The following is a 26,592-nucleotide window of genomic DNA, read 5'->3' on the forward strand; positions in this document are numbered from 1 at the left end:
GTCAAGGCATGCTGCGACAGTGGAGGTCCACAGTGCGGGCCGGCCGGACGGAGGGGTGTCGTGCAGTCCTTCAGGTGCGCCTCGTGCGGACGGGAGATCAAGCCGGCCGTGGTCTGCCCGCACTGCGGCGCGGACCAGCCACAGTGGGCCGAACACCTGGCCGACATCGAACGCTCGATCGCGGAGATGAAGGCCCGCGACGCCGAGATCGCCCGCGAACAGCGGCAGATCGCCGCCAAGCTGCAGGCCGCCCTCTTCCAACGGGACATCCTCGCCCACGCCGGCGAGGAACGGGTCCGGCAGTCCACCCGGCCCCGCCGGGTGCTGCGCCGCCGGCCCGGCCGCCGCCCGCCCACCGCCACCACGGGCGCCCCGCCCCGGGTGCCCCGCCAGGGCACCCCGCCGCCCGGCCCGGACGACCTCCCGCCCCGCGCCAGACCGCACTGGCTCGACGCGGACAACCCCGAGCATCCGCCGGAGGCGTCCTCCCGGGAGGTGCAGAACATCCCCCTCGGGCTCGGCGCGCTGCTCCTCGGCGTCGCCGCGGTGGTCTTCGCCGCGGTCGCCACCAGCTCGCTGGACGCGCTGGCCCGGCTCGGCGTGCTGCTGGTGGCGACCGTGCTGATGCTGCTCGCCCCGCCGGTGCTGGCCCGCCGAGGGCTCACCTCCACCGCCGAGACGATCGCCTCGGTCGGCCTGCTGCTGCTGCCGCTGGCCGGGTACGCACTCTGGGCCGTCGACCGGATCGGCGGCACCTCCGGCTCGACCTTCGCCGGGTCGATCTTCCTGGTCACCACCCTCATCGCGTTCGGGTACGCGCACTGGACCGGCCTGCGCGCGCCCCGCTTCGCCACCGTCCTGGCCGCCCAACCGGTGCTGCCGCTGCTGGCATACGAGCGGATCACCGGGCCGGCCGGCTGGGCCCTGGTGCTGGCCGTGGTGGCCGTCGTCGACCTCGCGCTGGCCCGCTCGGCGGTGGTCCTCGAACGGCCGGTCCGGCGGGACCTGCCCGCCCCGGCGCCGACGCCCACCCCGCCCCGGCAGCGCAGTGCCGACGACCGCCCGGAGACGGACCCGGAGGAGTCGGCCGAGGTGCTCGGCGCGGAGCCGGCCGACGAGGGCGCCGCCACGCCGGCCCGCCCGGTGCCCTGGCTGCGGGAGCTGACCTGGCTGCTGCACGGCGGGACGGTCGCCGTCGCCTTGGCGTACGCGGTCACCGCGCTGCTGCGGGCCGCCACCGTACCGGTGGCCGCCGGCGCGGGCGCCGTGCTGCTGTTCGCCGCGCTGGTCGGGCTGGCCGGGACGCTCGTGCTGCGCCGGCCGCCGTTGCCGGACCTGGGCGCGGGCATCGTCACCCTCGCGGTGATCGGCGCACTGGGTCGGGTCGCCTCGGTCGCCTACCCCGGCCGGTCGCTGCTGCTCATCGCCGCGGTGATCGCGCTGACCGGGTTCGCCGTCCGCGGCGTACCGGAACAGGCCCGGCGCGGCCCGCAGCTCGCCTCGGCGGTGGCGCTGACCGTCAGCGGCCTGGTGGTGGCCGGGGGCGCGCTACGCGCCGGGCTGGCGCCGGTACGCGCGGCGCTGCCCGCCTGGTCGGCGGACCTGAGCCAGTGGCACGCCGAACTGGCGGCGGCGGTCGGGCCGACCGGCTGGCAGCTCGCCGCGAGCGCCCTGCTGCTCACGGTCGCCGCGGTGGTCGCCCTGCCGCCGGAGATCCGGCGTGACTTCGCGGTGGTCGGGGCGGCGCTGACCGCCCTCGCCGTACCCGCCTCCCTCGGGCTGGGCTGGGCGGCCGCCTGCTGGCCGATGGTGCTGACCGCGGTGGGCATCGGCGTCCTGGGGCTGGCCGCCGGCTCCGAGCGCTCGGCCGTGGTGCACGCCGTCACCGCCGCCGCGCTGGGCGTGATCGGCGCCGGTGCCGCGCTCGCCCGGCCGGCGCTCACCGCCGCCGCGCTGACCACCCTCTGCCTGGCCGGCGCGCTGGTGTCGCTGGCTCCCCGGGTCCGGATCGCCGCTGCCGCGGCGGACACGGTCTGCGGCTGGGCGGCCGGCGGGGCGGCGTTCGCGCTGCCGGGGGCGGTGGCCGCGTTCGTCGCCGCCACCGTGCCGGCCGGCCCGGCGCCCACCCCGGCGAGCCTGCGCGAGGTGACCGTCCCGATCCTGGCGGCGAGTTTCCTCGGCGTCTGTGTCAGCCTCGGCTACGCCGCCCTCGTCCAGGTCGCGCAGCGGCACCTGAGTGCGCCGCACGCGATCGGCACCGTGCTGGGCGCGGTGGCGGTCGCCGCCGCCGGGTTCGGGGCACCCGGCGCCACCACCGCCGACGCCTGGGTCGGCGGGCTCCTGCTGCTCGCCGCCGCGCTGCTGGCACTGGCCCCCCGGATCGACGCCGGCCGCCGCTCCGACCTGACCCTGGACGGGTCGGACCTGGCCCTGGCGGCCACCACGGCGGCGCTGATCGCCACCCTGGTCCGGATCGCCGCCGTGCTCGCGCCCGGCGGTCAGCTGGTGGTGGCGGCCGGGCTGGTGCTGGTGGTCGCCGTCGCCGCCCGGGCCATGCCCGAGGAGTGGCGGCGCGGGCCGATCCTCGGCATCGCGGTCGGCGGCACGCTGATTGGTCTGATCGCCGGCTGGAGCGCGCTGCGCGGCGGGGTCGGGGTGCTGGCCACGCCCGGCCCGATCTGGTCCGGCGACCTGAGCGGCTGGCCGGCCGCGCCGACGGGCGGGTCGGCCGGCCAGGCGCCCGTCGCGCTGGCCCTGCTGGCGGTCGCCGCCGGCATCCTGCTGCCGCCGCCCTGGAAGTACGACGTCGCCGGGGCGGCCGTCGTGCTCGCCACCATCGGTGCCCCGGCCGCGTTCAACCTGCCCTGGTGGTCGCCGGTGCTGGTCGGCGCCATGGTCGCGACGGTCTTCGGGATGGCGGCGGTCGCCTCGCTGGACCCCCGGGCCGCGCTGTCCCGGGCCACCGCAGCGGGGGTGGTCGCCCTGCACGCCGCCGGCGCCGGCCTGGTCCGCCCGTGGACCACCGCGCTGGCACTCGGCAGCATCGTGCTGATCGGCGTGGTGGTGGCCATCCTGGCCCGGGTGCTCGCGCCGTCGCTCGTCGAGGACGTCCGCACCGAGGGGATGCCGCCGCACCTGGTGCAGGTGGGCGGCGCGGCGGCGGGCGCCGCCATGCTCGCCCTGCCCGGGGCGGTGGCCGCCCTGGCCGCCGAGTTCGGCCGCCCCCCGCAGGTGGTGCTCACCGCCGCGCTGGCCGCGTCCAGCATCGGCCTGGCCGCCGTGGCGGCGGCCCGCCGGCAGATCCCGCAGTACCTGCCGTACGTGAGCGTGGCGGTGGTGGGCGCCGCGACGATCAGCGCGGTGGCCGCCGTGATCACCCGCCTGCCCTCCGGCGTGTACGCCGCCGCGGCGGCGCTGCTCGGCGTGCTCGCCGAACTGGTCCGCGCCGCCACCACCCCGCCGGTCGGGTCGGCCCGGCCGGTACGCCGCTGGTCGGTACTGCTGGACGGGGCGATGCGCCGGCTGCCCGACGACGGCACCGAGCTGCGCTGGCGGGTGAGCCCGGCCGCCGGGGCCCTCGCGGCGGCGGTGCCGCCCACCGCGCTGGCCCTGGTGACCCTGGCGCCGCCGCTGCTGGTGGCCCTGGTCGAGCCGTTCCGGGTACTGCCACGGATCTGGCAGGGTGCGCCGCCCGAACTGCTCACCCCGCCCGCGTCGGCGGTGGACCCGAGGCACGTGCTGACCGCCCTGCTGCTCACCGCGACGGCGGCGCTGGCCGCCACCGGGTTCAGCGGCGGCCGACGCTCCCGGGCCGTGCCGGTGGTGCTGCCCGGCGCGGCGGTCACCCTGCTGATCACGCCGGTGGCGCTCGGCCAGGGCTGGCCGCAGACCGCGCTGGCCGGGTTGGCGGTCTTCACCATCGCCATGCTCGGCCTGGCGCTGACCCCACCCCCGCCGCTGGTCGAGCCGGCCCGCTCGCTGCGGATCGCCCGGGTGCTGGTGTTCGCGATCGGCCTGGCCGCCGGGGGCGCCGGGCTGGCCGGCAGCCTCGCCACCCGGGAGCTGACCCTCTTCACGCTGGGCGGGGCGGTCGGCGTGGGCGTGGTCGCCGCGCTCTTCGGCACCACCCAGCGGGCCCGCATCCTCGGCTGGCTGTTCGCCTCACTGATGGCCGAGCTGTTCGTGCTCACCCTCGGCCTGGTCGCCGGGCTCGCGGCGGTCTGGTCGGCGTTCGGGGTGCTGGCGGTCGGGGCGGCGCTCCAGGTCTTCGCCGCCACCCTGCCCCGGCTGCGCCGTCCCGAGGCGTACCGGGAGTCGGCCACGGTGGAGTGGAGCGGGTACGCGGCCGCACTCATCGCGCTGGCGCTGGCGTACGACTCGCCCCGGCACATCGCCGCGCTGCTGGCCGCCTGGGGTGCCGTCCTCGGGGTGGCGGCCGGACGTCCGGGCCGCCGGCCGGTGGAGCGGCGGATCCTGTTCTGGTCGGTGGTCGCCTGCGAGATCACCGCCTGGTGGATCCTCATGCGGGTGGCCGACGTGGCGCTGCCCGAGGCGTACACCCTGCCGTTCGCCCTGCTCGCCCTGCTGGTCGGGGTGCTGGAACTGCGCCACCGGCCCGACCTGTCGAGCTGGGTGGCGTACGGGCCGGCGCTGGTCGCCGCGTTCCTGCCGACCCTGGCGATCGTGCTGGCCACCGACACCAGCATGCTGCGGCAGGTCCTGCTGCTGCTCGGTGCCGTGGCGGTGCTGATCTTCGGGTCGACCAGCCGGCAGCAGGCGCCGGTGATCGTGGGTGCCACGGTGACCGCGGTGACCGCGGTGCACGCGTTGATCAGTCTCGGCCCTTGGCTGGTGCTGATCCCGGTCGGCATCCTCCTGCTGGTGCTCGGCGCGAGCAACGAGCGCCGCCGCCGGGCCCAGGAGCGGCTGCAGACCGCCCTGCGCGGCATGCGATAAATCGGAGGGGCTGGCGTCCACCGCTCAGCGACCCAGGCCGACGCGGGCCTGGTGCGGGAGGCCCGGCACCGCCGATCAGGCGAGCGTGGCGCGGAGGTTCGCCTCCTTCTCGGCGACCAACTCCTCCAGGCTCGCCTGGTACGCGGCCATCCGCTCGCGCAGCACCGGGTCCGACGCGGCCAGGATCCGCACGGCGAGCAACCCGGCGTTTCGCGCGTTGCCGATCGACACCGTGGCGACCGGCACGCCGGCCGGCATCTGCACGATGGACAGCAACGAGTCCATCCCGTCGAGGTACTTGAGGGGCACCGGCACGCCGATCACCGGCAGCGGCGTGACCGAGGCGACCATGCCGGGCAGGTGAGCCGCCCCGCCGGCCCCGGCGATGATCACCTTGAGCCCCCGGTCGGCGGCGGTCCGGCCGTACTCGATCATCTTGGCCGGGGTGCGGTGCGCCGACACCACGCCGACCTCGTACGGCACCTCGAACTCGGCGAGCGCCTCGGCGGCGGCCTCCATGGTCGGCCAGTCCGAGTCGCTGCCCATGATCAGCCCGACGGTGCTCACTGTTTCCCCTCCCGCAGCCAGCGGGCGGCTCGCGCGGCCCGGGCCCGTACGTCGTCCAGGTCGTTCCCCAGCACGGTGACGTGCCCGATCTTGCGGCCGGGCCGGACCTGCTTGCCGTACAGGTGGACCTTGGCCCCGGGCTCGGCGGCGAAGAGGTGGTGCAGCCGCTCGTCGATGGGCATCCCGCCCGGCTCGCCGCCGAGCACATTCGCCATCACCACAACCGGCGCGGTGAGCGAGGTGTCCCCCATCGGGTAGTCGAGCACGGCACGCAGGTGCTGCTCGAACTGGGAGGTCCGGGCCCCCTCGATGGTCCAGTGCCCGGAGTTGTGCGGGCGCATGGCCAGCTCGTTCACCACCAGGCCGGCGGGCGTCTCGAACAGCTCCACGGCGAGCAGGCCGACCACGCCGAGCGCGGTGGCCAGGTCGATGGCCAGCTGCTGGGCGGCGACCGCCAACTCCTCGGGCAGGTCGGGCGCCGGGGCGAGCACCTCGACGCAGATCCCGTCCCGCTGCACGGTCTCCACCACGGGGTAGACGGCGACCTGCCCGAACGGCGAACGGGCCACCTGCACCGCCAACTCCCGGCGCAGCGCGACCCGCTCCTCCACGATCAGCCGGGTGCCCCCGGCGAGCAGGATCGCGGCCAGCTCGGCGGCCTGGGCGGCATCGTCCACCAGCCAGACGCCCCGGCCGTCGTAACCGCCGCGGGCCGCCTTCAGCACCACCGGCCAGCCGGTGGCCTCACCGAAGGCGATCAGATCGGCGGGCTCCTCGACCGGGCGCCAGGCCGGGTTCGGCGCGCCCAGCTCGCCGAGCCGCTCGCGCATCACCCGTTTGTCCTGCGCGTGCACCAGCGCCTCGGCCGGCGGGAAGAGCTTCACCCCCTCCTCGGCGAGGGTGCGGATGTGCCCGGTGGGCACGTGCTCGTGGTCGAAGGTGACCACGTCGCAACTCTTGGCGAACGTCCGCAGGGCGGCGAGGTCGGTGTGGTCGCCGTACTGGACGTCGGCCGCGACCAGGGCCGCGCCGTCGTCCGGGGCGAGGGCCAGCACGTGCAGCGACTGGCCGAGGGCGATGGCGGCCTGGTGGGTCATCCGGGCCAGCTGGCCACCGCCCACCATGCCGACGACAGGCAGTCCGGTACGGGAATCCATAGCGCCGCCAGCCTATCCGGGCGGACACCCGACCCACCCCGGAGGGCGGCCCATGCCGCCTCGTCGACGCGGTGGTGTCCGGTTGATCCCGGACACCACCCCATCGTCACGTTGGAGTCGACGGGCTCAACGCCCCGCTGGCCGGCCGACGAACCTGGGCCGGCCGCCGGGGTGAGTCAGCCGGCGAGCTGGGCGACCAGGTCGTCGACCGAGGTGACCGGCCGGTCGCAGACGAACCCCCGGCAGACGTACGCGGTGGAGCGCCCATCCAGCGCCGGCCGCTCGGCCAGCAGCGGCACCCCCGGCTGGTCGGCCCGACCGGCCACCACCACGGCCCCGGGCGGGGCGTGCCGGCAGGCGGCGGCCACCAGCGGGTCGCCCGCCGGGTCGTCGGTCACCACCGCGATCTCGTACGGCCCGGACAGCAGCGCCTCCCCGACGGTGGCCGCGTACCCGGTGAACCGGGCGTGCCGGCCGACGATCGGCGCGACCGTCGACAGGGTGGCCTCGGCGGCCTCCCGGTATCGGGTCTCACCGGTCAACGCCGCGTACGCGACCAGCGCCGCGACGATCGCCGACCGGCCGGACGGGGTGGCGTTGTCGGTGGGGTCGGCCGGCCGGGTGACCAGCCGCTCCGCGTCGTCGGCCGTGTCGTAGAAGCCCCCGTCCGGGGCGGCGAACCGGGCCAGCGCCACGTCGAGGAGCTGGCCGGCCAGCGCCAGCCAGCGCCCCTCGCCGGTGAGCTGGTGCATGGCGCAGAACGCCTCGGCCACGCAGCCGTAGTCCTCCAGCACACCGGCCGGCTCACCGACGACCTTGTCCCGCGACACCCGGCGCAGCCGACCGTCCACGATGTGCACGGTCGCCAAGTGCTCGGCCGCGTCGCGCATCGCGCCGTCGGACACGATGGTGACGCCCTCCATCAGGTTCGCGTCCTCGTCCTCGGGGGACGCGTAGAGCGCGGCGACCTGCTGGAACTCGGCGATCGCGGTGATCGCCAGCCCGTTCCAGGCGGCCACCACCTTGTCGTCCCGGGCCGGCTGGGGTCGGGTGTCCCGGGCGGCGAGCAGCCGCGCCACCACGTCCTGCCAGCGGGCCCGGATCTCCGGGTCGGCGGCGTCCACGTCCCGGGCCAGCCGCAGCACGCTCGTGCCGTGCTCAAAGGTGCCTGACTCGGTCACCCCGAACAGGTCGGCGGCCCAGCGGCCGTCCTCCTCCCCCAGCACCTCGACCAGTTGGGCCGGGGTCCAGACGTAGGTGAGGCCCTCCACGCCCTGGGTGTCCGCGTCCAGCGCGGAGGCGAAGCCCTCGCCGGGGCGGTGCAGTTCGTCGGCGAGGAACCGCGCGGTGTCCCGGGCCACCCGGCGGGCCAGCAGGTCGCCGGTGAGCCGCCAGAGCTGGGTGTAGCACCGCAGCAGGAGGGCGTTGTCGTAGAGCATCTTCTCGAAGTGCGGCACGGTCCAGTGGCCGCCCACGGAGTAGCGGGCGAAGCCGCCGGCGAGCTGGTCGTAGATGCCGCCCCGAGCCATCGCCTCGGCGGTGTGCCGGACGATCTCCAGGCTCCGGGCCGAGCCGGTGCGCTGGTGGTGCCGGAGCAGGAAGAGCAGGTTCATGTGCGGCGGGAACTTGGGTGCCCCGCCGAACCCGCCGTTCGTCTCGTCGTACTCCCGGGCGAGCTGGTCTGCGGCGGCGTCCAGCAGCTCGGCGGTGAGCGGGGCGGTCAGGCCACCCACGGCCTGGGCGCCACCGATCGCCTCCACCACGGCGGCGCCCTGGCGCAGGACGTCCTCCCGCTGGTCCCGCCAGGCAGCGGCGACGGAGCCGAGGAGGCGGATGAAGTTCGGCCGCGGGAAGTACGTGCCGCAGAAGAACGGCGTGCCGTCCGGAGCGGCGAAGACCGTCATGGGCCAGCCGCCCTGGCCGGTCATCGCCTGGGTGGCGGTCATGTAGACGGCGTCGACGTCGGGACGTTCCTCCCGGTCCACCTTGATCGAGACGAAGTCCTCGTTCATGAGCCGGGCGACCGCCTCGTTCTCGAACGACTCGTGCGCCATGACATGGCACCAGTGGCAGGCCGCGTACCCAACCGAGATGATCACCGGGACGTCCCGCCGCTTCGCCTCGGCGAACGCCTCGTCGCACCAGGGCCACCAGTCGACCGGGTTGTCGGCGTGCTGGAGCAGGTACGGCGACGTGGCGTTGGCGAGTCGGTTCACCCGACGACCATATCGAGCGCGCCCCGGCGGCGCGGACCGCGCGCCCGAGGTGCCGCCGGTCGACAGCCGGCGAGCGGTCAGGAGGCGCCGTCGGCGCGCAGCGGGAAGACGTTGCCGCGGGCGCTGTCGAGCAGCGAGCCGAGCACCGCCCCGATCTTCTCGGCCGGCATCGGCTTGAAGAAGTGGTAGCCCTGGGCGGCGGTGCAGCCCAGCTCGGCCAGGGCGGTCCGCTGCTCGGCCGTCTCCACCCCCTCGGCAACCACCCGCAGGCCCAGCTCGTGGGCGAGCCCGACGGTGGTCCGGACGATCGCCGCCGCCTCCGGCGAGTCGGCCATCCGGATCACGAAGGAGCGGTCGACCTTCAGCTCGTCGACGGCGATCCGGGTCAGGAAGGTCAACGAGGAGAACCCGGTGCCGAAGTCGTCGACGGCGAGCTGCACCCCCATCGACCGCAGGGTGGCGAGCACCTCGTCGATGACCTCCAGCTCGCTCATCACCACCGTCTCGGTGATCTCCAGGACCAGGCGGTGCGGCGGTACCTGGTGCCGGCGCAACGCCTCGCCGATCTCCGCCGGCAGCCGCGGGTCGAGCAGGCTGCGCGCCGACAGGTTGACCGAGATCGGCACGTCCAGCCCGGCACGGGCCCACTCGGCCGCCACCCCCAGCGCCTTGTCCAGCACGTACCGGGTGAAGGTGCCGAGCTGCTCGCTGTTCTCCACCGGTCGGATGAAGTCGGCCGGCCCGAGCCAGCCCCGCCGCGGGTGCCGCCAGCGGATCAACGCCTCCACCCCGGTCGGGGCACCGGTCGCCAGGTCGACCGCCGGCTGCAACGCCAGCACCAGCTGGTCGTCGGCCTCCAGGGCCTCCCGCAACTCGGCGAGGAGCGCCAGGTGGTCGGTGCTCGCCGCGTCCCGGGAGCTGTCGTACGCGGCGACGCTGCCACCGCCCTCCTTCGCCTGGTACATGGCGATGTCCGCCCGGCGCAGCAGCTCGGTCAGGTCCGCGGTGCCCGCGTCGGCGACCACCACCCCGACGGCCACCTCGACGGACATGCGTACGCCCGCCACCTCGGTCGGTGCGGCGATCCGCTCGGCGATCTCCCGGGCCTGACGCAGCGCGTACGCCAGCGGAGCGGTCCGGTCGTCGACCACCGGCACCTCGGTCAGCAGCAGGGCGAACTCGTCGCCGCCGAGCCGGCCGAGCAGGTCACCGGGACGGGCCAGGGCGGCCAGCCGGTTCGCGGTCAGCCGCAGCAGCTGGTCCCCGGCCGCGTGCCCGAGCGTGTCGTTGACCTCCTTGAACTGGTTGACGTCGAGCAGCAGCAGCGCCACCGGGTGGTCGTGGGCGAGCTGCCGCAGCGCCTGGTCACCCTTGGTGAGCATGGCGGCCCGGTTGAGCAATCCGGTGAGCTGGTCGTGCACCGCCTCGTACGACGAACGGGCGGTGACCAGCCGCAGCTCGCGGTGGGTCGCCGCGTCGTGCAGGGCAGCGGCCAGGGCGTCGCCGAACGCGGCGACGGCGTCCCGCTCCCGCGCGCTGGGCGGGGCCGACCGGGGAAAGTGGACCCGCAACTGCCCCACCGCCGCACTGCCCACGGTCAGCGGCCGGATCAGCTCGTGGTCGCTCGACTCGGTACGCGCCGAGGGCTGCACCTCGCGGTCGCGCACCTGGCCGCCGGTGTCCGCCCGGTAGCGCCGCCACCGGCCGTCGCCCCGCGCGACGTCCACCTCGACCAGTTCGGCACCGAAGAGGGTGAGCGCCCCGGTCACGGCGGCGGTCGCCACACCCCGCTCGTCGAGCTGGTTGAGCGCGGCGGTGGCCTCGGCGAACGCCCGCCAGGTGCGCCGTTCCTGGTCGGCCCGCAGCCGGTGGCGGTAGGTCTGCTGGAGCAGCCAGAGCGGCGGGGGCAGGAGCAGCAGCCAGCGGGCGTCGATCTCCAGCAGCGCGACCACCACCAGGCCGACGGCCACGTTGCCGACGAACATGAGCAGCTTGCCCCGGAGCGCCGCGAGCAACGGCGGCCCGATCGGCACCCCGTGCCGCAGCGCGAGGGTGGCCCCGCCGAACCAGGCGGTGGTGAGCAGGTAGGTGACCGAGCCGGCGATCAGCGCGACGGCGAGCTCGGGGGTAGGAGGGGCGAGCAGCGGCTGGCCGAGTGCGCTGGCCACCGCCGCGGCGAGCGCGGTGGCGGCGGTCAGCGAACCGGCGATCCGGACCAGTTCCAGCGCTGGCCGACGATCGGCGAGCAGGGACATCGCGGTCCAGGCGGCCCCGGTGCCGAGCAGGGCCGCGGCCGGCAGCCACCCGGCCGGTACGAGGTAGAGACAGACGATGAGGGCCGCCTCGCCCCAGGTGATGCTGACCATTCCGGCGGCGGTGCGGAACCGCAGGCGGGCGAGCTGCGCCACGGCGAACGCGGCCACCGCGATGCCGAACCCTGCGGGCGCCGGCAGCGGGTTGCCCGGCGGGAGGGACGCGGGCACGGTGAGGCCGAGCACGGCGGCCAGTAGGGCGGTGAGCGCCACGGCACCGGTCAGCAGGAGCACCCCGGGCGGGGTGCCGCGCAGGCCCAGCCGATCCGGAGGGTGACCGTCGCTGCCGGAGGTCACGGGCCCACCCCGTCCGCCGGCGGTCCGAGGGCACGGCTGGCGGCCACTGCTGCCACGGACATCGGCGCCCCCCTTCCGCGCACGGCTGGGGCCTTTCGGTCCCCCCGGCGGAAGGCTAAGCCAAAGCCGGTGGTCGCAACAGGGGGCGAGCACCGGCTTCGACGTGATTCACGTGCTTGCTACCCGTTCCGGCGCTGCTCGGAGCCGTTGGGAGCGTTCGTGGGTGAATCCTGCGCGACGATCCCGTCTGTCGGATCGGCGACGGTCGAGTCGACCCGGTCCCGCTCGGCCGGACCGGCCTGCTGCGGGAAGCGGTCGGGCAGCCGGCGCAGCCGGGCGTTCATGTTGCGGATCAGCAGGATGGTGACGATGGCCAGCAGCACGATGAGGAAGAGGCCCATCGGACCGGCCAGGCCACCGGTACGGGTGTCACCGAAGTTGTTCTCCGCGAGCACCTGGGCGGTGGTCAGCATGGTGTTCCTCCGATGTGCGGTTGCCGACCAGCGTAGCCCCCTGGCGGATCAGTGGGCATCGCACGTCTCGCGGACCCCGGCGAACAGGTCGGACTCGGGCAGCGGGCTGTCCACCAGCGAGCGGGCGAGCTGGAAGTCCTCGGTGGGCCAGGCGCGCCGCTGGAGCTCCATGGGCACGTGGAACCAGAAGCCGTCCGGGTCGATCTGGGTCGCGTGGGCGCGCAGGGCGTCGTCGCGGACCGGGAAGTATTCGGCGCACTCCACCCGGGTGGTGATCCGCGGCCCCTTGTCGGGACGGTCCTCCCAGCGCTTGAGCCACTCCTCGTACGGCGACTCGAGCCCGGCGGCGAGCATCGCCTCGTGCAGGGCCATGATCTTGCCCTTGGAGAAGCCGATGTCGTAGTAGAGCTTCAGCGGCTGCCAGGGCTCACCCAGCTCCGGGTGGCGCTCCGGGTCACCGGCCGCCTCGAACGCGGCGACGGTCACCTTGTGGGTCATGATGTGGTCGGGGTGCGGGTAGCCGCCCTCCTCGTCGTACGTGGTGACGACGTGCGGACGGAACTGGCGCATCAGCCGCACCAGCGGCGCGGCGGCCACGTCCACGTCCTGGAGGCCGAAGCAGCCCTCGGGCAGCGGCGGCAGCGGATCGCCCTCGGGCAGCCCGGAGTCGACGAAGCCGAGCCAGGCCTGCTCGACGCCCAGGATCGCCCGGGCCGCGTCCATCTCGGCGCGGCGGATCTCGCCGATGTTGGCCCAGACGTCCGGCCGGTCCATCTTGGGGTTGAGCACGCTGCCCCGCTCGCCGCCGGTGCAGGTCACGACCAGGACATCCACCCCCTCGGCGACGTATTTCGCCATGGTCGCGGCGCCCTTGCTCGACTCGTCGTCGGGATGGGCGTGCACCGCCATGAGACGCAGTTGCTCTGCCACCTTCGGCACTCCTCGTCTGTGCCGGCCGGCCGGGCCCCGCTCGGGCCGACCGGCTGACCTGCCGGAATCTCCCCCCGGGCCCGCGGAAACCCCGTGCCGGCCGGTCGGCGCCGCCGCCGACCTGCCATCCTTGGTAATGCCCGGGCTGGGAAGATGGACTCTGCCATTCTTGCCGATGCCCACGACAACAACGCCAGGAGATACCCGCCGGTGAGCGAGACGCACGCCACAACCGCACCGGGTGCGCCGGTCTTCCCGCCCGGCCGGTACGGCCGTCGCCGGGAGCCGGGGCGCCGCCGTCCGCTCCTGCTGGCGCTGTCGGCGGCCGTCCTGCTGGCGATGCTGGGGCTGGTCGCCACCAGGCTCTACACCCAGTACGGCGACCCCGAGTACCGGGCCCAGGTGATCACCTACACCGGGATCACCGACTCGCGGGTGGTGGTCGACTTCCGGGTCACCGTGCCCCCGGGCGGCTCGGCGACCTGCGCGCTGCGGGCCCGCACGCACGACGGTGCCGAGGTGGGCCGCGCCGAGGCCACCGTGACCGCCGGCCACGGTGAGCGGCACGTCACCGCCCGGCACGAGGTGCCCACCACCGCCCGCCCGTTCATCGGCGAGGTCGTGCGCTGCCGGCCGGCCGGCTGAGCCGACCGTCTCACCTGCTCGAACACCTCACGACGGGTCCCGGCACCGGCACCCGTGGTGATCGGCGACACCCCGACTGGGCCGGCACTGGTAACTTGATAGTTCACCTGTCAGCCAGTCCGCACAACCGAGGAGACCGCCTGTGTCCACCAATGGCAACGAGGCGCCCGCCACCTGGCTGTCCCAGGACGCGTACGACCGCCTCCAGGCCGAGCTCGACGAACTGATCGCCAACCGGCCGGTCATCGCCGCCGAGATCAACGCCCGGCGGGAGGAGGGCGACCTGCGGGAGAACGGTGGCTACCACGCCGCCCGCGAAGAGCAGGGCAAGGCCGAGGGCCGCATCCTCTATCTGAAGGAGCTGCTCCGCACCGCCAAGGTCGGCGAGGCGCCGACCGCCGACGCGGTATCGCCCGGCATGGTCGTCACCATCTACTTCGACGACGACGCCGACGACACGGAGACCTTCCTGCTCGGCTCCCGGGAGATCGCCTCCACCACCGACCTGACCGTCTACAGCCCCGAGTCCGCGCTCGGCAAGGCGATCCTGGGCGGCAAGGCGGGCCAGACCTGCACCTACACGGCGCCCAGCGGCGCCGACATCAAGGTGACGGTCGTCAAGTTCGAGCCGTTCTCCGGCTAACCGCCAACCGGACCCGCGCCGGATGGCTCGGGTCCGACCCGACCGAGGCTGACAGGCTCCTCGGACCCGAGCCACACCAAACCGCCCCGGCCTCCCGGCCGGGGCGGTTTCGCATTCGCGGGCCCCGGACCGGATCACGACTCGCCGGCGAACACCACCTGGTAACCGCTGGCGCGCAGGGCGCTGATCAGGGTGTCGGAGTGCTCCACGCCGCGGGTCTCCACCGACAACGCCACCTCCACCTCGCCGAGGCGCAGGTGCGGGTTGGCCCGCTGGTGTTCCACATCGACCACGTTGGCCCGGTGCTCGGCGATCTCGTGCAGCAGCGAGGCGAGCTGGCCCGGGCGGTCCGTGCAGCGCACGGTGAACCGCAGGTAGCGGCCGGCCGCGGCCAGGCCGTGCTCGATCACCCGGAGCATGAGCAGCGGGTCGATGTTGCCGCCGGAGAGCACCGCCACCACCGGCGCCTCCACCTGGACGGTCCCGGCCAGCAGCGCGGCCACACCGACCGCGCCGGCCGGCTCCACGACCTGCTTGCCGCGTTCCAGCAGCATCAACAGGGCCCGGGAGATGTCCTCCTCGGAGACGGTGACGATGTCGTCGACCAGCTTGCGGACGTGGGTGAAGGTCAGCTCGCCGGGACGGCCGACCGCGATGCCGTCGGCGATCGTGGAGAACGACGACAGGCGGACCGGCTCGCCGGCCTTGAGCGAGGGCGGGAAGGCCGCGGCGGTGGCCGCCTGGACCCCGATCACCCGTACGTCGGGGCGCAGCGCCTTGGCCGCCACCGCCATCCCGGAGATCAGACCGCCGCCGCCCACCCCGGTCACGATGGTCTTCACGTCCGGGCACTGTTCGAGGACCTCCAGCGCCACCGTGCCCTGACCGGCGATGACATCCGGGTGGTCGAACGGGTGGATGAACACCGCTCCGGTCCGCTCGGCGAAGGTCTGCGCCGCCACCAGCGACTCGTCCACCGTGTTGCCGACCAGCTCGACCGTGGCGCCGTACCCCTTGGTGGCGGCCACCTTCGGCAGCGGCGCGTTCACCGGCATGAAGACGGTGGCATGGGTGCCGACCAGGCCGGCGGCGAGCGCCACCCCCTGCGCGTGGTTGCCGGCGCTCGCCGCGACCACGCCGCGGGCCCGCTCCTCCGCCGAGAGCCGGGAGATCCGCACGTACGCCCCGCGCACCTTGTACGACCCGGCACGTTGCACGTTCTCGCACTTCAGCCACGCCGGCCCGCCCAACGCCGCGCTGAGCGGCCGGGAGGGCTCCAGCGGGGTGGTGCGGGTGACGCCGGCGAGCAGCTCCCGCGCGGCCCGTACGTCGGCGAGACCGACCAGTTCCGTCATGCCCCGATCGTGCCACCCGCCCCCGGCGGAACCTGCGGCGACGCCACCGTCGAATCGGTCACCCCTGGAGGCGGCCCGGTGACGGGCTGCGCCGGGTAGGGGTGGCCCTGCGGTGCGCCGGGCGTCGGCCAGTCGGGGTGGGCGGGCCAGGCCGGCCGGCCGAGGGCGATCCGCTGTTCCTGGGCGGTAGAGATCCGCCGGATCAGCACGATCAGCGACCCCGCGGCGACCAGGCAGGCGATCAGCGGGAGCAGGTGCCACCCGAGCACACCCTGGTAGTAGTCGACGTACCGCTGGAACTCGGGGTCCAAGGCGGGGTCCTCGGGCAGGCGGGCGTACGCCTGGTCGTCGCGCCGACTGACGAAGCGCTCCCCCAGGCTGAAGGCCAGCCACGCCCCCCACCAGACGAAGACCAGCCCCGGGGTGAACCGCTTCCAGAGGCTGTCCCGGGCGAGGTTGGCGACCACCCGGGCGGGCACCACGAAGTTGGCGAACGGCACCAGCCAGCCGGCGATCGCCCAGCCGGCGCCGAGGTGGGGCAGCGCGCCCGGGAAGGCGTCCAGGTTCTTCCGGGCCCGCCAGGTCCAGACGATCACCAGCACGGCGGCGGTCACGTACGCCAGCAGGAACGGCAGCGAGAGCACCACCTCGACCAGCACCGCGCCGAGCAGCACGTCCGGGTCCTGGCTCTCCCTCGCGCGCCCGGCTAGCACGGCACCGACCAGCGGAAAGAGCGCCACCACCAGATAGAGCAGCGCGGTCGCACCGACCGCGACCGAGGCCGCCAGGCCGATGCCCCGCACCGAGTACGTCGGTACGCCGGGGGTGACGGCGGGCTGGCCGTGTGGGGTGTGGCAGTTCTGACACTCGTTGTCGGTGGGAGACGTCTCGTCCCCGCAGGTGTGGCAGCGCATGGATGACCGTCCAGGGGTGCGTGGGTGCGCACACGCTAGACGATCAAGCGTGGGCCGGCGACCCCGTGCCGATCCGGGGGTAGTCGGGGGCGTGCCGCTGCCACGGCGCCTGCATCTCGAACTGCCCGGCCACGCCGAGCAGCAGCAGCTCCGAGCCAGGCGGGCCGACGAACTGCACGGCGACCGGCAGGCCGTCCGGGCGGCGGCCGACCGGCACCACGATCGCCGGCAGCCCGGCCATGTTCCACGGGCCGGCGTATGGGGCGTACCGGATGTTGGCCTTCATGTTGGCCAGCCAGGACCGGCCGGACCAGCCGTCGGCCGCCGGCGGGGGGCCGGCCAGCGCCGGGGTGAGCAGCAGGTCGATCGAGTGGTCGGCGAAGAAGTTCACCGAGCGTTCGCGCCAGGCCGCCCGGTCCGCCTCGCGGACGTACCCCCGGCGCTGCGCCCACTCGCCCAACGCGATGTGCCGGCGGCTGCGCCGCTGGAGCCCGCCCCGCTGGAGCCCGGCGGCCTGCGCGTCGGCGGCGGCCGCGGCGAACCAGGTGGCGAGACCCTTGAGGCCGAGCGCGGTCGGATAGACCGGCTCGGCAGGGACGGCGTCGTGCCCGGCGGCGGCGAGCAGCCGGCCGGCGGCGGCCACCGCGTCCCGGTTGGGTGCGTCCGGCGAGACGCCACGGACCGGCGAGCGCAGCGACACGCCCACCCGCAGCCGCTGCGGAGGCACCAGCTTGTCGGGGCGGCGGCCGGCCAGCACGGAGAAGGCGACCGCCGCGTCGGCGACCGTGGTGGCCAGCATGCCGTGCTCGGCGAGACCGAACCAGTCGTCCGCGCCGAGCTGGTAGGGGATCACACCCCGGCCGGGCTTGAGCCCGACGAGGCCGCAGCACGCGGCCGGGATGCGGATCGAGCCGAGGCCGTCGTTGCCGTGCGCCATCGGCACCAGGCCGGCGGCGACCGCGGCGGCGGCGCCGCCGGACGAACCACCGGGGGTGCGCCGCAGGTCCCACGGGTTGCGGGTCACCGCCGTCTCGTCGTCGGTGAGCGCCCAGAGGCCGAGTTCCGGCATCCGGGTCACCCCGAGGATCACCGCGCCGGCGCCGCGCAGCCGCCGGACCATCTCGTGGTCGGCCTCCGCGACCGGGGTACGCGCGGCGGCCGAGCCGTTCCAGGTCGGCAGACCGGCGACCGGGGTGTTCTCCTTGACCGCGACCGGCACCCCGGCCAGCGGGAGGTTGGCCAGGTCCTCCTGCTCATCGACCTTCTCCGCCTCGGTGATCGCCTCCCCGCCGCGTACCGTGCGGAACGCGGCGAGGTGGGCGTCGGCGCGGGCGATGTGATCCAGGTGGTCGGCCACGACCTGGGTGGCGGAGACGTCACCCCGGCGTACGCCCCGGGCGATCTGCTTGGCGGTCGCCCCCACCCAGGTCGTCGGCATGATGTCCGGCACGGCCATCCTCCCCAGCCAGCGGTCAGCCCAGTGCCTGCTCCAGATCGGCGAGCAGGTCGTCGACCGTCTCGATGCCGACAGACAGTCGCACGAGATCGCCGGGAACTTCAAGCGGCGAGCCGGCAGCGCTTGCGTGTGTCATCCGTCCCGGGTGTTCGATCAGGGACTCGACGCCGCCGAGCGACTCGGCGAGCACGAAGAGCTTGGCCCGGTTGCAGATCGCCACGGCGTGCTCCTCGCCGCCCGCGGCGCGGAAGGAGATCATGCCGCCGAACCGGCGCATCTGCTTGGCGGCCACCTCGTGGCCGGGGTGCGCGGGCAGACCCGGGTAGAGGACCTCGCCGACCTTGGCGTGACCGTCCAGGTAGGCCGCGATCCGCTCGGCGTTGTCGCAGTGCCGGTCCATCCGTACCCCGAGGGTCTTGATGCCGCGCAGGGTGAGCCAGGCGTCGAACGGCCCGTTGACCGCGCCCATCGCGTTCTGGTGGTAGCGCAGCTCGTCGCCGAGCCCGGTGTCGGCGACGACCAGCGCGCCACCGACCACGTCGGAGTGTCCCCCGATGTACTTGGTGGTGGAGTGGACCACCACGTCGGCGCCGTGCGCGATCGGCTGCTGGAGGTACGGCGACGCGAAGGTGTTGTCGACCACCAGCAGCGCCTCCGCGTCGTGCGCGACGGCGGCCAGGGCGGCGATGTCAGCGATGCCGAGCAGCGGGTTGGTCGGCGTCTCCACCCAGACGATCTTCGTAGCGCCGGGGCGGATGGCGGCCCGCACGGCGTCCGGGTCGGAGACCTTCGCCGGGGTGTAGCTGAGGCCCCAGCGCTCGGCGACGCGGGCGAAGAGCCGGTACGTGCCGCCGTACGCGTCGTCCGGGATCACCACGTGGTCGCCCGGCTTGCAGACGGTCCGCAGCAGGGTGTCCTCGGCGGCCAGGCCGCTGGCGAACGCGAGCCCGACCGGCCCGCCCTCCAGCGCGGCCAGGCACTCCTGGAGCGCGTCCCGGGTGGGGTTACCGGATCGGCTGTATTCGTAGCCCTGCCGGGGCGCGCCGACGGCATCCTGGGCGTAGGTGCTGGTCTGGTAGATCGGTGGGATCACCGCGCCGGTGCGGGCCTCCGGGTCCTGGCCGGCATGGATGGCGAGCGTCTCGAAGCCGTGACTCATTCCCGAGACGTTAGTCCGCCGCCCCGTCCCAGTGCGTGGAACCCCGCCGCGGGTCGCACCGGTCGTGGTGTCGGTGGCACAGGCCATACTGACGCGGTGACGTCGAATGCACCGCTGCCGTCCCGGCTGACCGGGGCAGCCGACCGGATCCCGCCCTCACTCCGACTCCTGACAGGCCCTGACCAGGGGACCGTGCGTCTCCCGGTGCAGCTCGCTTGGTCCGGGCCGGCCGACTACGACGTCGGCGACCCGCACGAACGGCTGACGCTCTACTGCCTCCTGCTCGACTGCGGTCAGCGGGACGACATCGTCCGGTACGTCAACCCCACCCTGCTCCGCCGCGACTGGCCGCGGATCAAGCGCCTGACGGCGCGTCGCCTGACGGCGCTGTGGGAGCGCAGGCTCCCCGAGCTCTGCGCCGGCTGAATGGACGCGCTGCACCGCCGGCTCCTCGAGGTCGGCTTCGCGGCCGGCGACGACCTGGGTCTGGTGCTCGCCGGTGGCTACGCCATGTGCGCTCACGAACTGGTGAACCGCCCCTCCCAGGACATCGACTTCGCAACGGCCACAGCCTTGCCACTCCCGGCTGTCGTCGCGCGACTCGCCGACGCGTACGTCGCCGCCCGATTCGCCGTACAGATCATCGAAACCACGCCACGGATGGCCCGCATGCTCGTCACGGACGGCACGGTGTCCTGCGAGGTCGATCTCCTCAAGGAGGCCCTGATGCCGCCCGCCCGCATGAAGATCGGGCCCGTCCTCGCCTTCGAGGACGCGGTCGGGCTCAAGGTGCGGGCCCTGCACGATCGGGCCGCGCATCGAGACTTCATCGATGTGCACGCCGCGAACGGGCAACTGAGCTGGAGCGAGTTGGAAAACCTCGGTGCCCGCCACACGGCGGGTTTCTCCCTGGAAGAGCTGGCCGATCGGTTGGGCGCCATCGAGGAACGGGACACCCGCACCTTCCGCTCGTACGGCCTTGAGGCCGAAGAAGTCGACGAGCTGCGCAATTGGGCGTTGCGGTGGGAATCCGACATCAGGACGCGGCTGGCCAGCGGCGAGACCGGCCCTACCGGCATTCGGGACAGCGAGTGGGAGGCCTATCTGGATCGCCTGTAGCGCCTGACCACCGTTGACGCCCGCCGACTTCGCCGCCCTCGCACGACCGGGAGGCCTGGGACTGGCGCGGCGTCCCGGTGGGCGGCGGCGCTATCGAGCACATAACCTGGCCCGGTGAGCGGGTGCGTGTTCTGCGGAATCGTGGCGGGCGAGGTGCCGGCGTTCACCGTGGCCGACGAGCCGGACGGGGTGGCCTTCCTGGACACCCGGCCCGTCTTCAAGGGCCACGTGCTGGTGGTGCCGCGCACTCATCTGGTCACCCTCGACACGTTGCCGGCCGAGGCGATCCCGGGCTACTTCCGGCTGGTGCAGCGGCTCATCGTGGCAGTGGAGGCCGGTCTGGCCTCCGGTGGGACGTTCGTGGCGGTCAACAACAAGGTGTCCCAGTCCGTTCCGCACCTGCACACCCATGTGGTGCCCCGGACGAAGGGCGACGGGCTGCGCGGTTTCTTCTGGCCGCGGACCCGCTACACCGACGACGCGGAGGCCCGGGGGTACGCCGATCGGATCGCCGCCGCGCTGGCCTGACCTCGCCCCGGGCGGGTAAGGAAGCGGGGACCGGCGGTGTTGCACAGGCTGGGAAAGCCAAGAGAGGAGTCCCACCGTGTTCCTTCGCCGCATGAAGGCCGAGATGATCTCTCCCGACCAGGCCCTGCCGGGCCGCGCGATCGCGATGCCGATCGCCGACCGGCACGAGGTGCTGCCGTCCTCGTTGAAGGGGCCCTTCCCTGAGGGCGCGCAGGTCGCCGTGTTCGGGATGGGTTGTTTCTGGGGTGCCGAGCGGCTGTTCTGGACTCTGCCGGGCGTGATCACCACGTCGGCCGGTTACGCGGGCGGCTACACGCCGAACCCGACGTACGAGGAGGTCTGCTCGGGGATGACCGGGCACGCGGAGGTGGTCCAGGTGGTCTACGACCCCAGCCGGATCAGCTACGAGGACCTGCTCAAGGTCTTCTGGGAGAACCACGACCCGACCCAGGGCATGCGCCAGGGCAACGACGTCGGTACGCAGTACCGCTCGGCGATCTACGCCACCACCGACGACCAGCTCGCCACCGCGCAGGCGTCCCGGGACGCGTTCGCGCCGATCGTGGCGCGGGCCGGCAAGGGCGAGATCACCACGGAGATCGCCCGGCTCGGCGACTACTACTTCGCCGAGGACTACCACCAGCAGTACCTGGCGCCGACCAAGAACCCGAACGGGTACTGCAACCACGGCCCGAACGGGCTGAGCTGCCCGGTGGGCGTGGCCCGCACGGCCGGCTGACCCGTCCCGTCGTGCCACCGGCCGTCACGGCGTGGCGGCCGGTCGGCGGCCAGGGTGGCATCGATCGCCGTCCACGCCGCTAACCGTTTCCACTACTGGGACATTCGTCACAGAAGCCAGCCCGGCGAATCCTGCCATACCGGTAGCACCGACGCAGAAGCCAACTGCCCGCGTCACGTTCAGCAACCGCCGACGGGGGCAGAAGGCGCGGGCGCGCATAATAGCAATGCGTCGCCCGGCCGTCATCAGCTCAACCGGCGGATCGCAACGTCCTCTGGCAGCATGGGCCGGCATGTGCGGACTGGCTGGGGAGTTCCGCCATGACGGTTCACGCGCCGATGTGACGGCGGTGGAGCGGATGGCGGCCACCATGAGTGACCGAGGACCGGACGACAGCGGGGTGTGGTCACAGGGCCCCATCGCCCTGGGACACCGGCGCCTGAAGATCATCGACCTCTCCGCCGCGAGCGGCCAGCCCCTGGTCGACTCCGCCGCCGGTCTCACCGGCGTCTTCAACGGCTGCATCTACAACTACCGAGAGCTGCGCGCGGAGCTGCAGGCCAAGGGGCACCGCTTCTTCTCCTCCGGCGACAGCGAGGTCGTGGTCAAGGCGTACGCCGAGTGGGGGCTCGACTTCGTCGACCACCTGATCGGCATGTTCGCGGTGGCGATCAGCGAGCGGGACACCGGACGGCTGATCCTGGCCCGGGACCGTCTCGGCATCAAGCCGCTCTACCTGACCGAGGCGCCGGGCCTGGTCCGCTTCGCCAGCACCCTGCCGGCGTTGCTGGCCGGCGGCGGCGTCGACACCTCGATCGACCCGGTGGCGCTGGCCCACTACCTGAGCTTTCACAGCATCGTGCCACCGCCGCGGACCATCCTGCGCGGCGTCACCAAGCTTCCCCCGGCCACCGTCCGGGTGTACGAGCCGGACGGCTCCCGCCACGAGCGGGTCTACTGGGATCCGTCCTTCACCCGGGCCGCCGAGCGGGCCGGCTGGTCCGCACGGGACTGGCAGGACGCGCTGCTGGAGTCGCTCACCACCGCCGTCCGCCGGCGGATGGTGGCCGACGTGCCGGTGGGCGTGCTGCTCTCCGGCGGCCTGGACTCCAGCCTGGTCGTCGCGCTCCTGGCCGGGGAGGGGCAGTCCGGCCTGGCCACCTTCTCGATCGGCTTCGACGCGGTCGGCGGTCGGGACGGCGACGAGTTCGTCTACTCCGACTTGGTCGCCAAGACCTTCGCCACCGACCACCACCAGATCCGGGTGCCCACCGGCGACCTGCTGCCGCCGCTGGAGGCCGCCGTCGCGGCGATGAGCGAGCCCATGGTCAGCCACGACTGCGTGGCGTTCTGGCTGCTCAGCCAGGAGGTGGCCCGGCATGTCAAGGTGGTCCAGTCCGGCCAGGGCGCGGACGAGATCCTGGGTGGCTACCACTGGTACCCGCCGCTCGCCGGGGTCGACCGCGAGCGGGCACTCGATACGTACGCGAAGGCGTTCTTCGACCGCGACGCGGCCGGCCTGGCCCGGGTGCTCAACCCGGCGTGGCTGCTCGGCGGCGACCCGGCGCGCGAGTTCGTCGCCGCGCACCTGACCCGGCCCGGCGCGCAGACCGCGGTGGACGCCGGCCTGCGGATCGACACCCAGGTCATGCTGACCGACGACCCGGTGAAGCGGGTGGACAACATGACCATGGCGCACGGGCTGGAGGCCCGGGTGCCGTTCCTCGACCACGAGTTCGTGGCGCTCGCCGCGAGCTGCCCACCGGAGCTGAAGCTGGCCCAGGGCGGCAAGGGCGTACTCAAGGAGATCGGCCGGCGGCTCCTCCCGCACGCGGTCATCGACCGGCCGAAGGGCTACTTCCCGGTGCCGGGCCTCACCCATCTCGAGGGCAAGCTCCTCGACCGAGTACGCGATGCCCTCACCGCCCCGGAGGCCCGCCGCCGCGACCTGTTCCGCGCGGAGTACGTCGACGCACTGCTCGCCGACCCGAACGCCGAACTGACCCCGTTGAACGGAAACAAGCTGTGGCAACTCGGACTCCTGGAAATGTGGCTCCAGAGCCACGGAATCGACTGACCGTGACCGACACCCTCGCCACCGGCACGGCCCGTACCGACCGGGAACGGATGCTGGGTCGCCGCCGGGAACGCGTCGGCCCGGGCGGCGACCCGGTCGCCCCCGGCGCACCCGAGCCACGTCGCGACGCCAACTCGGACGGGGTGGTGCTGGACTGCGGCTGGGGCCGGCTGGTCTTCGGGCAGACGTTCGGCGAGCAGGTTGCCGTTGCCGACGTGCTGCGCTCCGAGGCCGTCGGCGCCCGGGACATCTGCATCTACCTGCGGGATCCGCACGTGCTGGTCTCCCGGCTGCCGGACGAGCTGTTCATCGACCCGTCGCTGACCTACCGGCTGCCGCTGGGCGAGCGCCGGCCGGCCGCCACCGCGGCCGGTGAGGTCTCCGGCCTGACCATCCGGCCACTGCGCGACGCCGACGACGCCGACGCGGTGAACCGCATCTACGCCCGCAACGGCATGGTCACCGCCCCGGTCGAGGTGCTGGTCGACAACGCCGCCAGCGACCGGTTCCTGCACCTCGTCGCCGAGGCGGCCACCGGCGAGGTGGTCGGCACCATCACCGGGGTGGACCACGTCGCGGTCTTCGCCGACCCGGAGCGGGGGGCCAGCCTCTGGTGCCTGACCGTGGACTTCAACACCGCGCCGCCCGGCACCGGGCAGGCCCTGCTCACCGCGCTGGCCGACCGGCTCGACGAGCGGGGCCGGGCATTCGTGGACCTCTCGGTGCTGGCCGAGAACTCCGGGGCGATCCGGCTCTACGAGCGGCTGGGCTTCCACCGCACCGGGACGCTCTGCGTGAAGCGGAAGAACCCGATCAACGAGCGGCTCTTCCTGCCCGCCACCCCGGAGGGGTACGACGGGCTCAACCCGTACGCGAAGATCGTCGCCGACGAGGCGATGCGGCGCGGCATCCGGGTGGAGGTCACCGACCCGCACTGGGGTGAGCTGAGGCTGACCAGCGGCGGCCGGACCGTACACACCCGGGAGTCGCTGTCCGAGCTGACCTCGGCGGTGGCGATGAGCCGCTGCGACGACAAGCGGGTGACCCGCCGGATCCTCACCCAGGCGGGGCTCTCCGTGCCACGTGGCCGGACCGCCACCGGCGACGCCGACGACCTGGCCTTCCTGGCGGACGTCGGCCCGGTGGTGGTCAAGCCGGCCCGGGGCGAGCAGGGCAACGGCATCACCGTCGGGGTGCGTACGCCCGAGGCGCTGGCCGCGGCGGTCACGCTGGCCCGGCGGTTCTGCCCGGACGTGCTGATCGAGGAGCTGCGCGAGGGTGACGACCTGCGGGTGATCGTCATCGACCACGAGGTGGTGGCCGCCGCCGTACGCCGGCCCGCCCAGATCACCGGCGACGGGCTGCACGACGTCACCGAGCTGATCGAGCGGCAGAGCCGGCGGCGGGCCGCCGCCACCGGGGGCGAGTCGCGGATCCCGATCGACGACATGACCCGTGAGGTGGTGGCCGAGGCGGGCCACCGGATGCACGACGTGCTCCCCGAGGGGCAGGTGCTCGCCGTACGCCGGACCGCCAACCTGCACACCGGCGGCACCATCCACGACGTGACCGCGGAGCTGCACCCGGAGATCGCCGAGGCGTGTGTGGCGGCCAGCCGGGCGCTGGACATCCCGGTGACCGGGCTGGACCTGCTGGTGCCCGCCCCGGACCGGCCGGAGCACGTGTTCATCGAGGCGAACGAGCGGCCCGGCCTGGCCAACCACGAGCCGCAGCCGACCGCCGAGCGCTTCGTCGACCTGCTCTTCCCCGGCAGCCGGGCGCCGCAGCGGCTCTGGTCCCCGGCCGGGACCGGAGGCGCCGCGTGAACCCGAAGCCCCTGGAGCTGGACCTCGACTACCTGCGCCAGGTGCTGGTCGAGCTGCTGGAGATCCCCAGCCCGTCGGGACGTACCGACCACATCCAGCAGTACGTCGGGGAACGCCTCTCCGCGCTCGGCATCAGCTCCACGCTGACCCGGCGCGGGGCGCTCAGCGCCAGCCTCCCCGGCCCCCGGGCCACCGGCGCCGACCGGGCGATCGTGGTGCACACCGACACCATCGGCGGCATGGTGAAGGGGCTCAAGGAGAACGGCCGGCTGGAGCTGAAGCCGATCGGCACGCACAGTGCCCGGTTCGCCGAGGGCGCCCAGGTCCGGATCTTCACCGACGACCTGGACCGGGTGATCACCGGCCAGGTGCTGCCGCTGAAGGCCAGCGGGCACCGCTACAACGAGGGCGTCGACCTGCAGGGCGTCGGCTGGGAACTGGTCGAGGTGCGGGTCGACGAGCCGGTCGCCGACGCCGCCGGCCTGCGGGCCCTCGGCGTCGACGCGGGCGACTTCGTCGCGCTGCTGGCCCACCCGACGATCACCCCGAGCGGGTACGTCAAGTCCCGGCACCTGGACGACAAGGCCGGCGTGGCCGCGGTGCTGACCGCGTTCAAGGCGATGGTCGACGCGGGCGTCACCCCGGCGGTGACCGCGCACCTGCTGGTCACGGTCACCGAGGAGATCGGGCACGGGGCCAGCCACGGCCTCGACCCGGACGTGGCGGAAATCGTCTCGGTGGACGCGGCGGTGGTCGCCCCGGGGCAGCAGTCCCGGGAGGACGCGGCCACCCTGGCCATGGGCGACGGGGTGGGTCCGTTCGACTACCACCTCACCCGCAACCTGGCGTCGATCGCCCGGGAGCACGGCGTCGACCTGGTCCGGGACGTCTTCGACTACTACCGGTCGGACGTGGCGGCCGCGGTCGAGGCCGGCGCGCACGCCCGCGTGGCGCTGCTCGGCTTCGGCGTGGACGCCACGCACGGGCACGAGCGCACCCACCTCGACGGGCTGCGTCACCTGGCCCAGCTGCTCTGCCTCTACCTGCAGAGCCCACTGGTCTTCCCCGAGTGGGACGCCGAGCCGGAGGGCGACCTGGCCGACTTCCCGTCGCTGGCCGTCCAGCCGGCCTCGGAGGAAGGCCCCCGCGAGGGCCCGATCGGCCTGGACTGACTGCGGGCTCCGGGCTCCCGGGGCGGGGACGGCTCGGATGGCTACGAACTT

20 protein-coding genes are annotated in these 26,592 nt (G+C 73.9%); 10 read left to right on the forward strand and 10 right to left on the reverse strand.

Translation table 11 applies throughout. The features are described from left to right. The first annotated feature begins 60 nt into the window (after positions 1-60). Positions 61-4,956 (forward strand): SCO7613 C-terminal domain-containing membrane protein, encoded by a 4,896-nt coding sequence (locus ACGF4F_RS25665; protein ID WP_393080905.1) that lies wholly within the window; start codon positions 61-63, stop codon positions 4,954-4,956. Positions 4,957-5,031: 75 nt separating this feature from the next. Here ACGF4F_RS25665 and purE read toward each other — a convergent pair whose 3' ends face one another. From purE to mca, 6 genes are all read right to left on the reverse strand, one after another. Continuing rightward, positions 5,032-5,523 carry a 5-(carboxyamino)imidazole ribonucleotide mutase gene (gene purE, locus ACGF4F_RS25670; RefSeq protein WP_357445298.1) on the reverse strand — a complete coding sequence of 164 codons (492 nt, stop codon included), beginning with the start codon at positions 5,521-5,523 and terminating at the stop codon, positions 5,032-5,034. Then, positions 5,520-6,680, reverse strand: coding sequence for a 5-(carboxyamino)imidazole ribonucleotide synthase (locus ACGF4F_RS25675; RefSeq protein ID WP_393080908.1), 1,161 nt, complete (start codon positions 6,678-6,680; stop codon positions 5,520-5,522). The genes purE and ACGF4F_RS25675 overlap by 4 nt, the downstream gene beginning before the upstream one ends. 176 nt (positions 6,681-6,856) lie before the next feature. Beyond that, entirely contained in the window at positions 6,857-8,896 is a 2,040-nt protein-coding gene (locus tag ACGF4F_RS25680; RefSeq protein ID WP_393080911.1) for a thioredoxin domain-containing protein, read from the reverse strand. Between the two features lie 77 nt (positions 8,897-8,973). Then, complete coding sequence (locus ACGF4F_RS25685; protein ID WP_357445388.1) at positions 8,974-11,469, reverse strand: bifunctional diguanylate cyclase/phosphodiesterase; 2,496 nt, start codon at positions 11,467-11,469, stop codon at positions 8,974-8,976. Positions 11,470-11,684: 215 nt separating this feature from the next. Then, positions 11,685-11,978 carry a hypothetical protein gene (locus ACGF4F_RS25690; protein WP_357445307.1) on the reverse strand — a complete coding sequence of 98 codons (294 nt, stop codon included), beginning with the start codon at positions 11,976-11,978 and terminating at the stop codon, positions 11,685-11,687. A gap of 48 nt (positions 11,979-12,026) precedes the next feature. Continuing rightward, the gene (mca, locus tag ACGF4F_RS25695; protein WP_357445311.1) at positions 12,027-12,908 is read right to left on the reverse strand and encodes a mycothiol conjugate amidase Mca; all 882 of its coding nucleotides are present in this window, start codon (positions 12,906-12,908) and stop codon (positions 12,027-12,029) included. A gap of 210 nt (positions 12,909-13,118) precedes the next feature. On the opposite strand from mca, the gene ACGF4F_RS25700 reads away from it, so the two are divergent. After that, positions 13,119-13,553, forward strand: coding sequence for a DUF4307 domain-containing protein (locus ACGF4F_RS25700; protein ID WP_393080916.1), 435 nt, complete (start codon positions 13,119-13,121; stop codon positions 13,551-13,553). Between the two features lie 142 nt (positions 13,554-13,695). After that, complete coding sequence (gene greA, locus ACGF4F_RS25705; protein WP_073832860.1) at positions 13,696-14,196, forward strand: transcription elongation factor GreA; 501 nt, start codon at positions 13,696-13,698, stop codon at positions 14,194-14,196. Between the two features lie 134 nt (positions 14,197-14,330). On the opposite strand, the gene ilvA is transcribed toward greA, so the two are convergent. Genes ilvA through ACGF4F_RS25725 form a run of 4 tightly spaced genes read right to left on the reverse strand, consistent with a single transcriptional unit; the run spans position 14,331 to position 19,080 of the window. Beyond that, positions 14,331-15,551 (reverse strand): threonine ammonia-lyase, encoded by a 1,221-nt coding sequence (gene ilvA / locus ACGF4F_RS25710; protein WP_357445319.1) that lies wholly within the window; start codon positions 15,549-15,551, stop codon positions 14,331-14,333. After that, entirely contained in the window at positions 15,548-16,465 is a 918-nt protein-coding gene (locus tag ACGF4F_RS25715; RefSeq protein WP_393080921.1) for a DUF4328 domain-containing protein, read from the reverse strand. The genes ilvA and ACGF4F_RS25715 overlap by 4 nt, the downstream gene beginning before the upstream one ends. A gap of 43 nt (positions 16,466-16,508) precedes the next feature. Continuing rightward, a complete protein-coding gene (locus ACGF4F_RS25720) occupies positions 16,509-17,921 on the reverse strand; it encodes an amidase family protein (RefSeq protein ID WP_357445325.1) in 1,413 nt (470 codons plus the stop codon). Positions 17,922-17,937: 16 nt separating this feature from the next. Beyond that, entirely contained in the window at positions 17,938-19,080 is a 1,143-nt protein-coding gene (locus ACGF4F_RS25725; protein ID WP_073832864.1) for a cystathionine gamma-synthase, read from the reverse strand. 204 nt (positions 19,081-19,284) lie between these two features. Here ACGF4F_RS25725 and ACGF4F_RS25730 point away from each other — a divergent pair, with 204 nt between their 5' ends. The 7 genes from ACGF4F_RS25730 (at position 19,285) to ACGF4F_RS25760 (ending at position 26,541) form a co-directional block, all read left to right on the forward strand. After that, positions 19,285-19,506, forward strand: coding sequence for a hypothetical protein (locus ACGF4F_RS25730; RefSeq protein ID WP_357445329.1), 222 nt, complete (start codon positions 19,285-19,287; stop codon positions 19,504-19,506). Beyond that, the gene (locus tag ACGF4F_RS25735; protein WP_393080926.1) at positions 19,507-20,199 is read left to right on the forward strand and encodes a nucleotidyl transferase AbiEii/AbiGii toxin family protein; all 693 of its coding nucleotides are present in this window, start codon (positions 19,507-19,509) and stop codon (positions 20,197-20,199) included. Positions 20,200-20,313: 114 nt separating this feature from the next. Then, on the forward strand, positions 20,314-20,727 hold the full coding sequence (locus ACGF4F_RS25740; protein WP_357445335.1) for an HIT family protein: 414 nt from the start codon (positions 20,314-20,316) through the stop codon (positions 20,725-20,727). 76 nt (positions 20,728-20,803) lie between these two features. Then, positions 20,804-21,466, forward strand: a complete 663-nt coding sequence (gene msrA, locus ACGF4F_RS25745; protein ID WP_393080930.1) for a peptide-methionine (S)-S-oxide reductase MsrA — start codon at positions 20,804-20,806, stop codon at positions 21,464-21,466. 292 nt (positions 21,467-21,758) lie between these two features. Next, positions 21,759-23,543, forward strand: a complete 1,785-nt coding sequence (locus ACGF4F_RS25750) for an N-acetylglutaminylglutamine amidotransferase (protein WP_393080933.1) — start codon at positions 21,759-21,761, stop codon at positions 23,541-23,543. A gap of 2 nt (positions 23,544-23,545) precedes the next feature. After that, positions 23,546-25,369: an N-acetylglutaminylglutamine synthetase gene (gene ngg, locus ACGF4F_RS25755; protein WP_393080936.1), complete on the forward strand. Its 1,824-nt coding sequence runs from the start codon at positions 23,546-23,548 to the stop codon at positions 25,367-25,369. Further along, positions 25,366-26,541: an osmoprotectant NAGGN system M42 family peptidase gene (locus tag ACGF4F_RS25760; protein WP_393080939.1), complete on the forward strand. Its 1,176-nt coding sequence runs from the start codon at positions 25,366-25,368 to the stop codon at positions 26,539-26,541. Before ngg ends, ACGF4F_RS25760 begins: the two co-directional genes overlap by 4 nt. Positions 26,542-26,592: the final 51 nt, after the last annotated feature.

It is taken from the genome of Micromonospora sp. NPDC047740, assembly GCF_043204735.1.
Classification (GTDB): domain Bacteria; phylum Actinomycetota; class Actinomycetes; order Mycobacteriales; family Micromonosporaceae; genus Micromonospora.

Bases quoted from the DNA above. Each gene is read 5' to 3' on its own strand.
- ACGF4F_RS25675 (WP_393080908.1), bottom strand. From the start codon at position 6,680: ATGGATTCCCGTACCGGACTGCCTGTCGTCGGCATGGTGGGCGGTGGC.
- ACGF4F_RS25690 (WP_357445307.1), bottom strand. From the start codon at position 11,978: ATGCTGACCACCGCCCAGGTGCTCGCGGAGAACAACTTCGGTGACACC.
- ilvA (WP_357445319.1), bottom strand. From the start codon at position 15,551: ATGACGGAACTGGTCGGTCTCGCCGACGTACGGGCCGCGCGGGAGCTG.
- ACGF4F_RS25715 (WP_393080921.1), bottom strand. From the start codon at position 16,465: ATGCGCTGCCACACCTGCGGGGACGAGACGTCTCCCACCGACAACGAG.
- ACGF4F_RS25720 (WP_357445325.1), bottom strand. From the start codon at position 17,921: ATGGCCGTGCCGGACATCATGCCGACGACCTGGGTGGGGGCGACCGCC.
- ACGF4F_RS25725 (WP_073832864.1), bottom strand. From the start codon at position 19,080: ATGAGTCACGGCTTCGAGACGCTCGCCATCCATGCCGGCCAGGACCCG.
- ACGF4F_RS25735 (WP_393080926.1), top strand. From the start codon at position 19,507: ATGGACGCGCTGCACCGCCGGCTCCTCGAGGTCGGCTTCGCGGCCGGC.
- ACGF4F_RS25750 (WP_393080933.1), top strand. From the start codon at position 21,759: ATGTGCGGACTGGCTGGGGAGTTCCGCCATGACGGTTCACGCGCCGAT.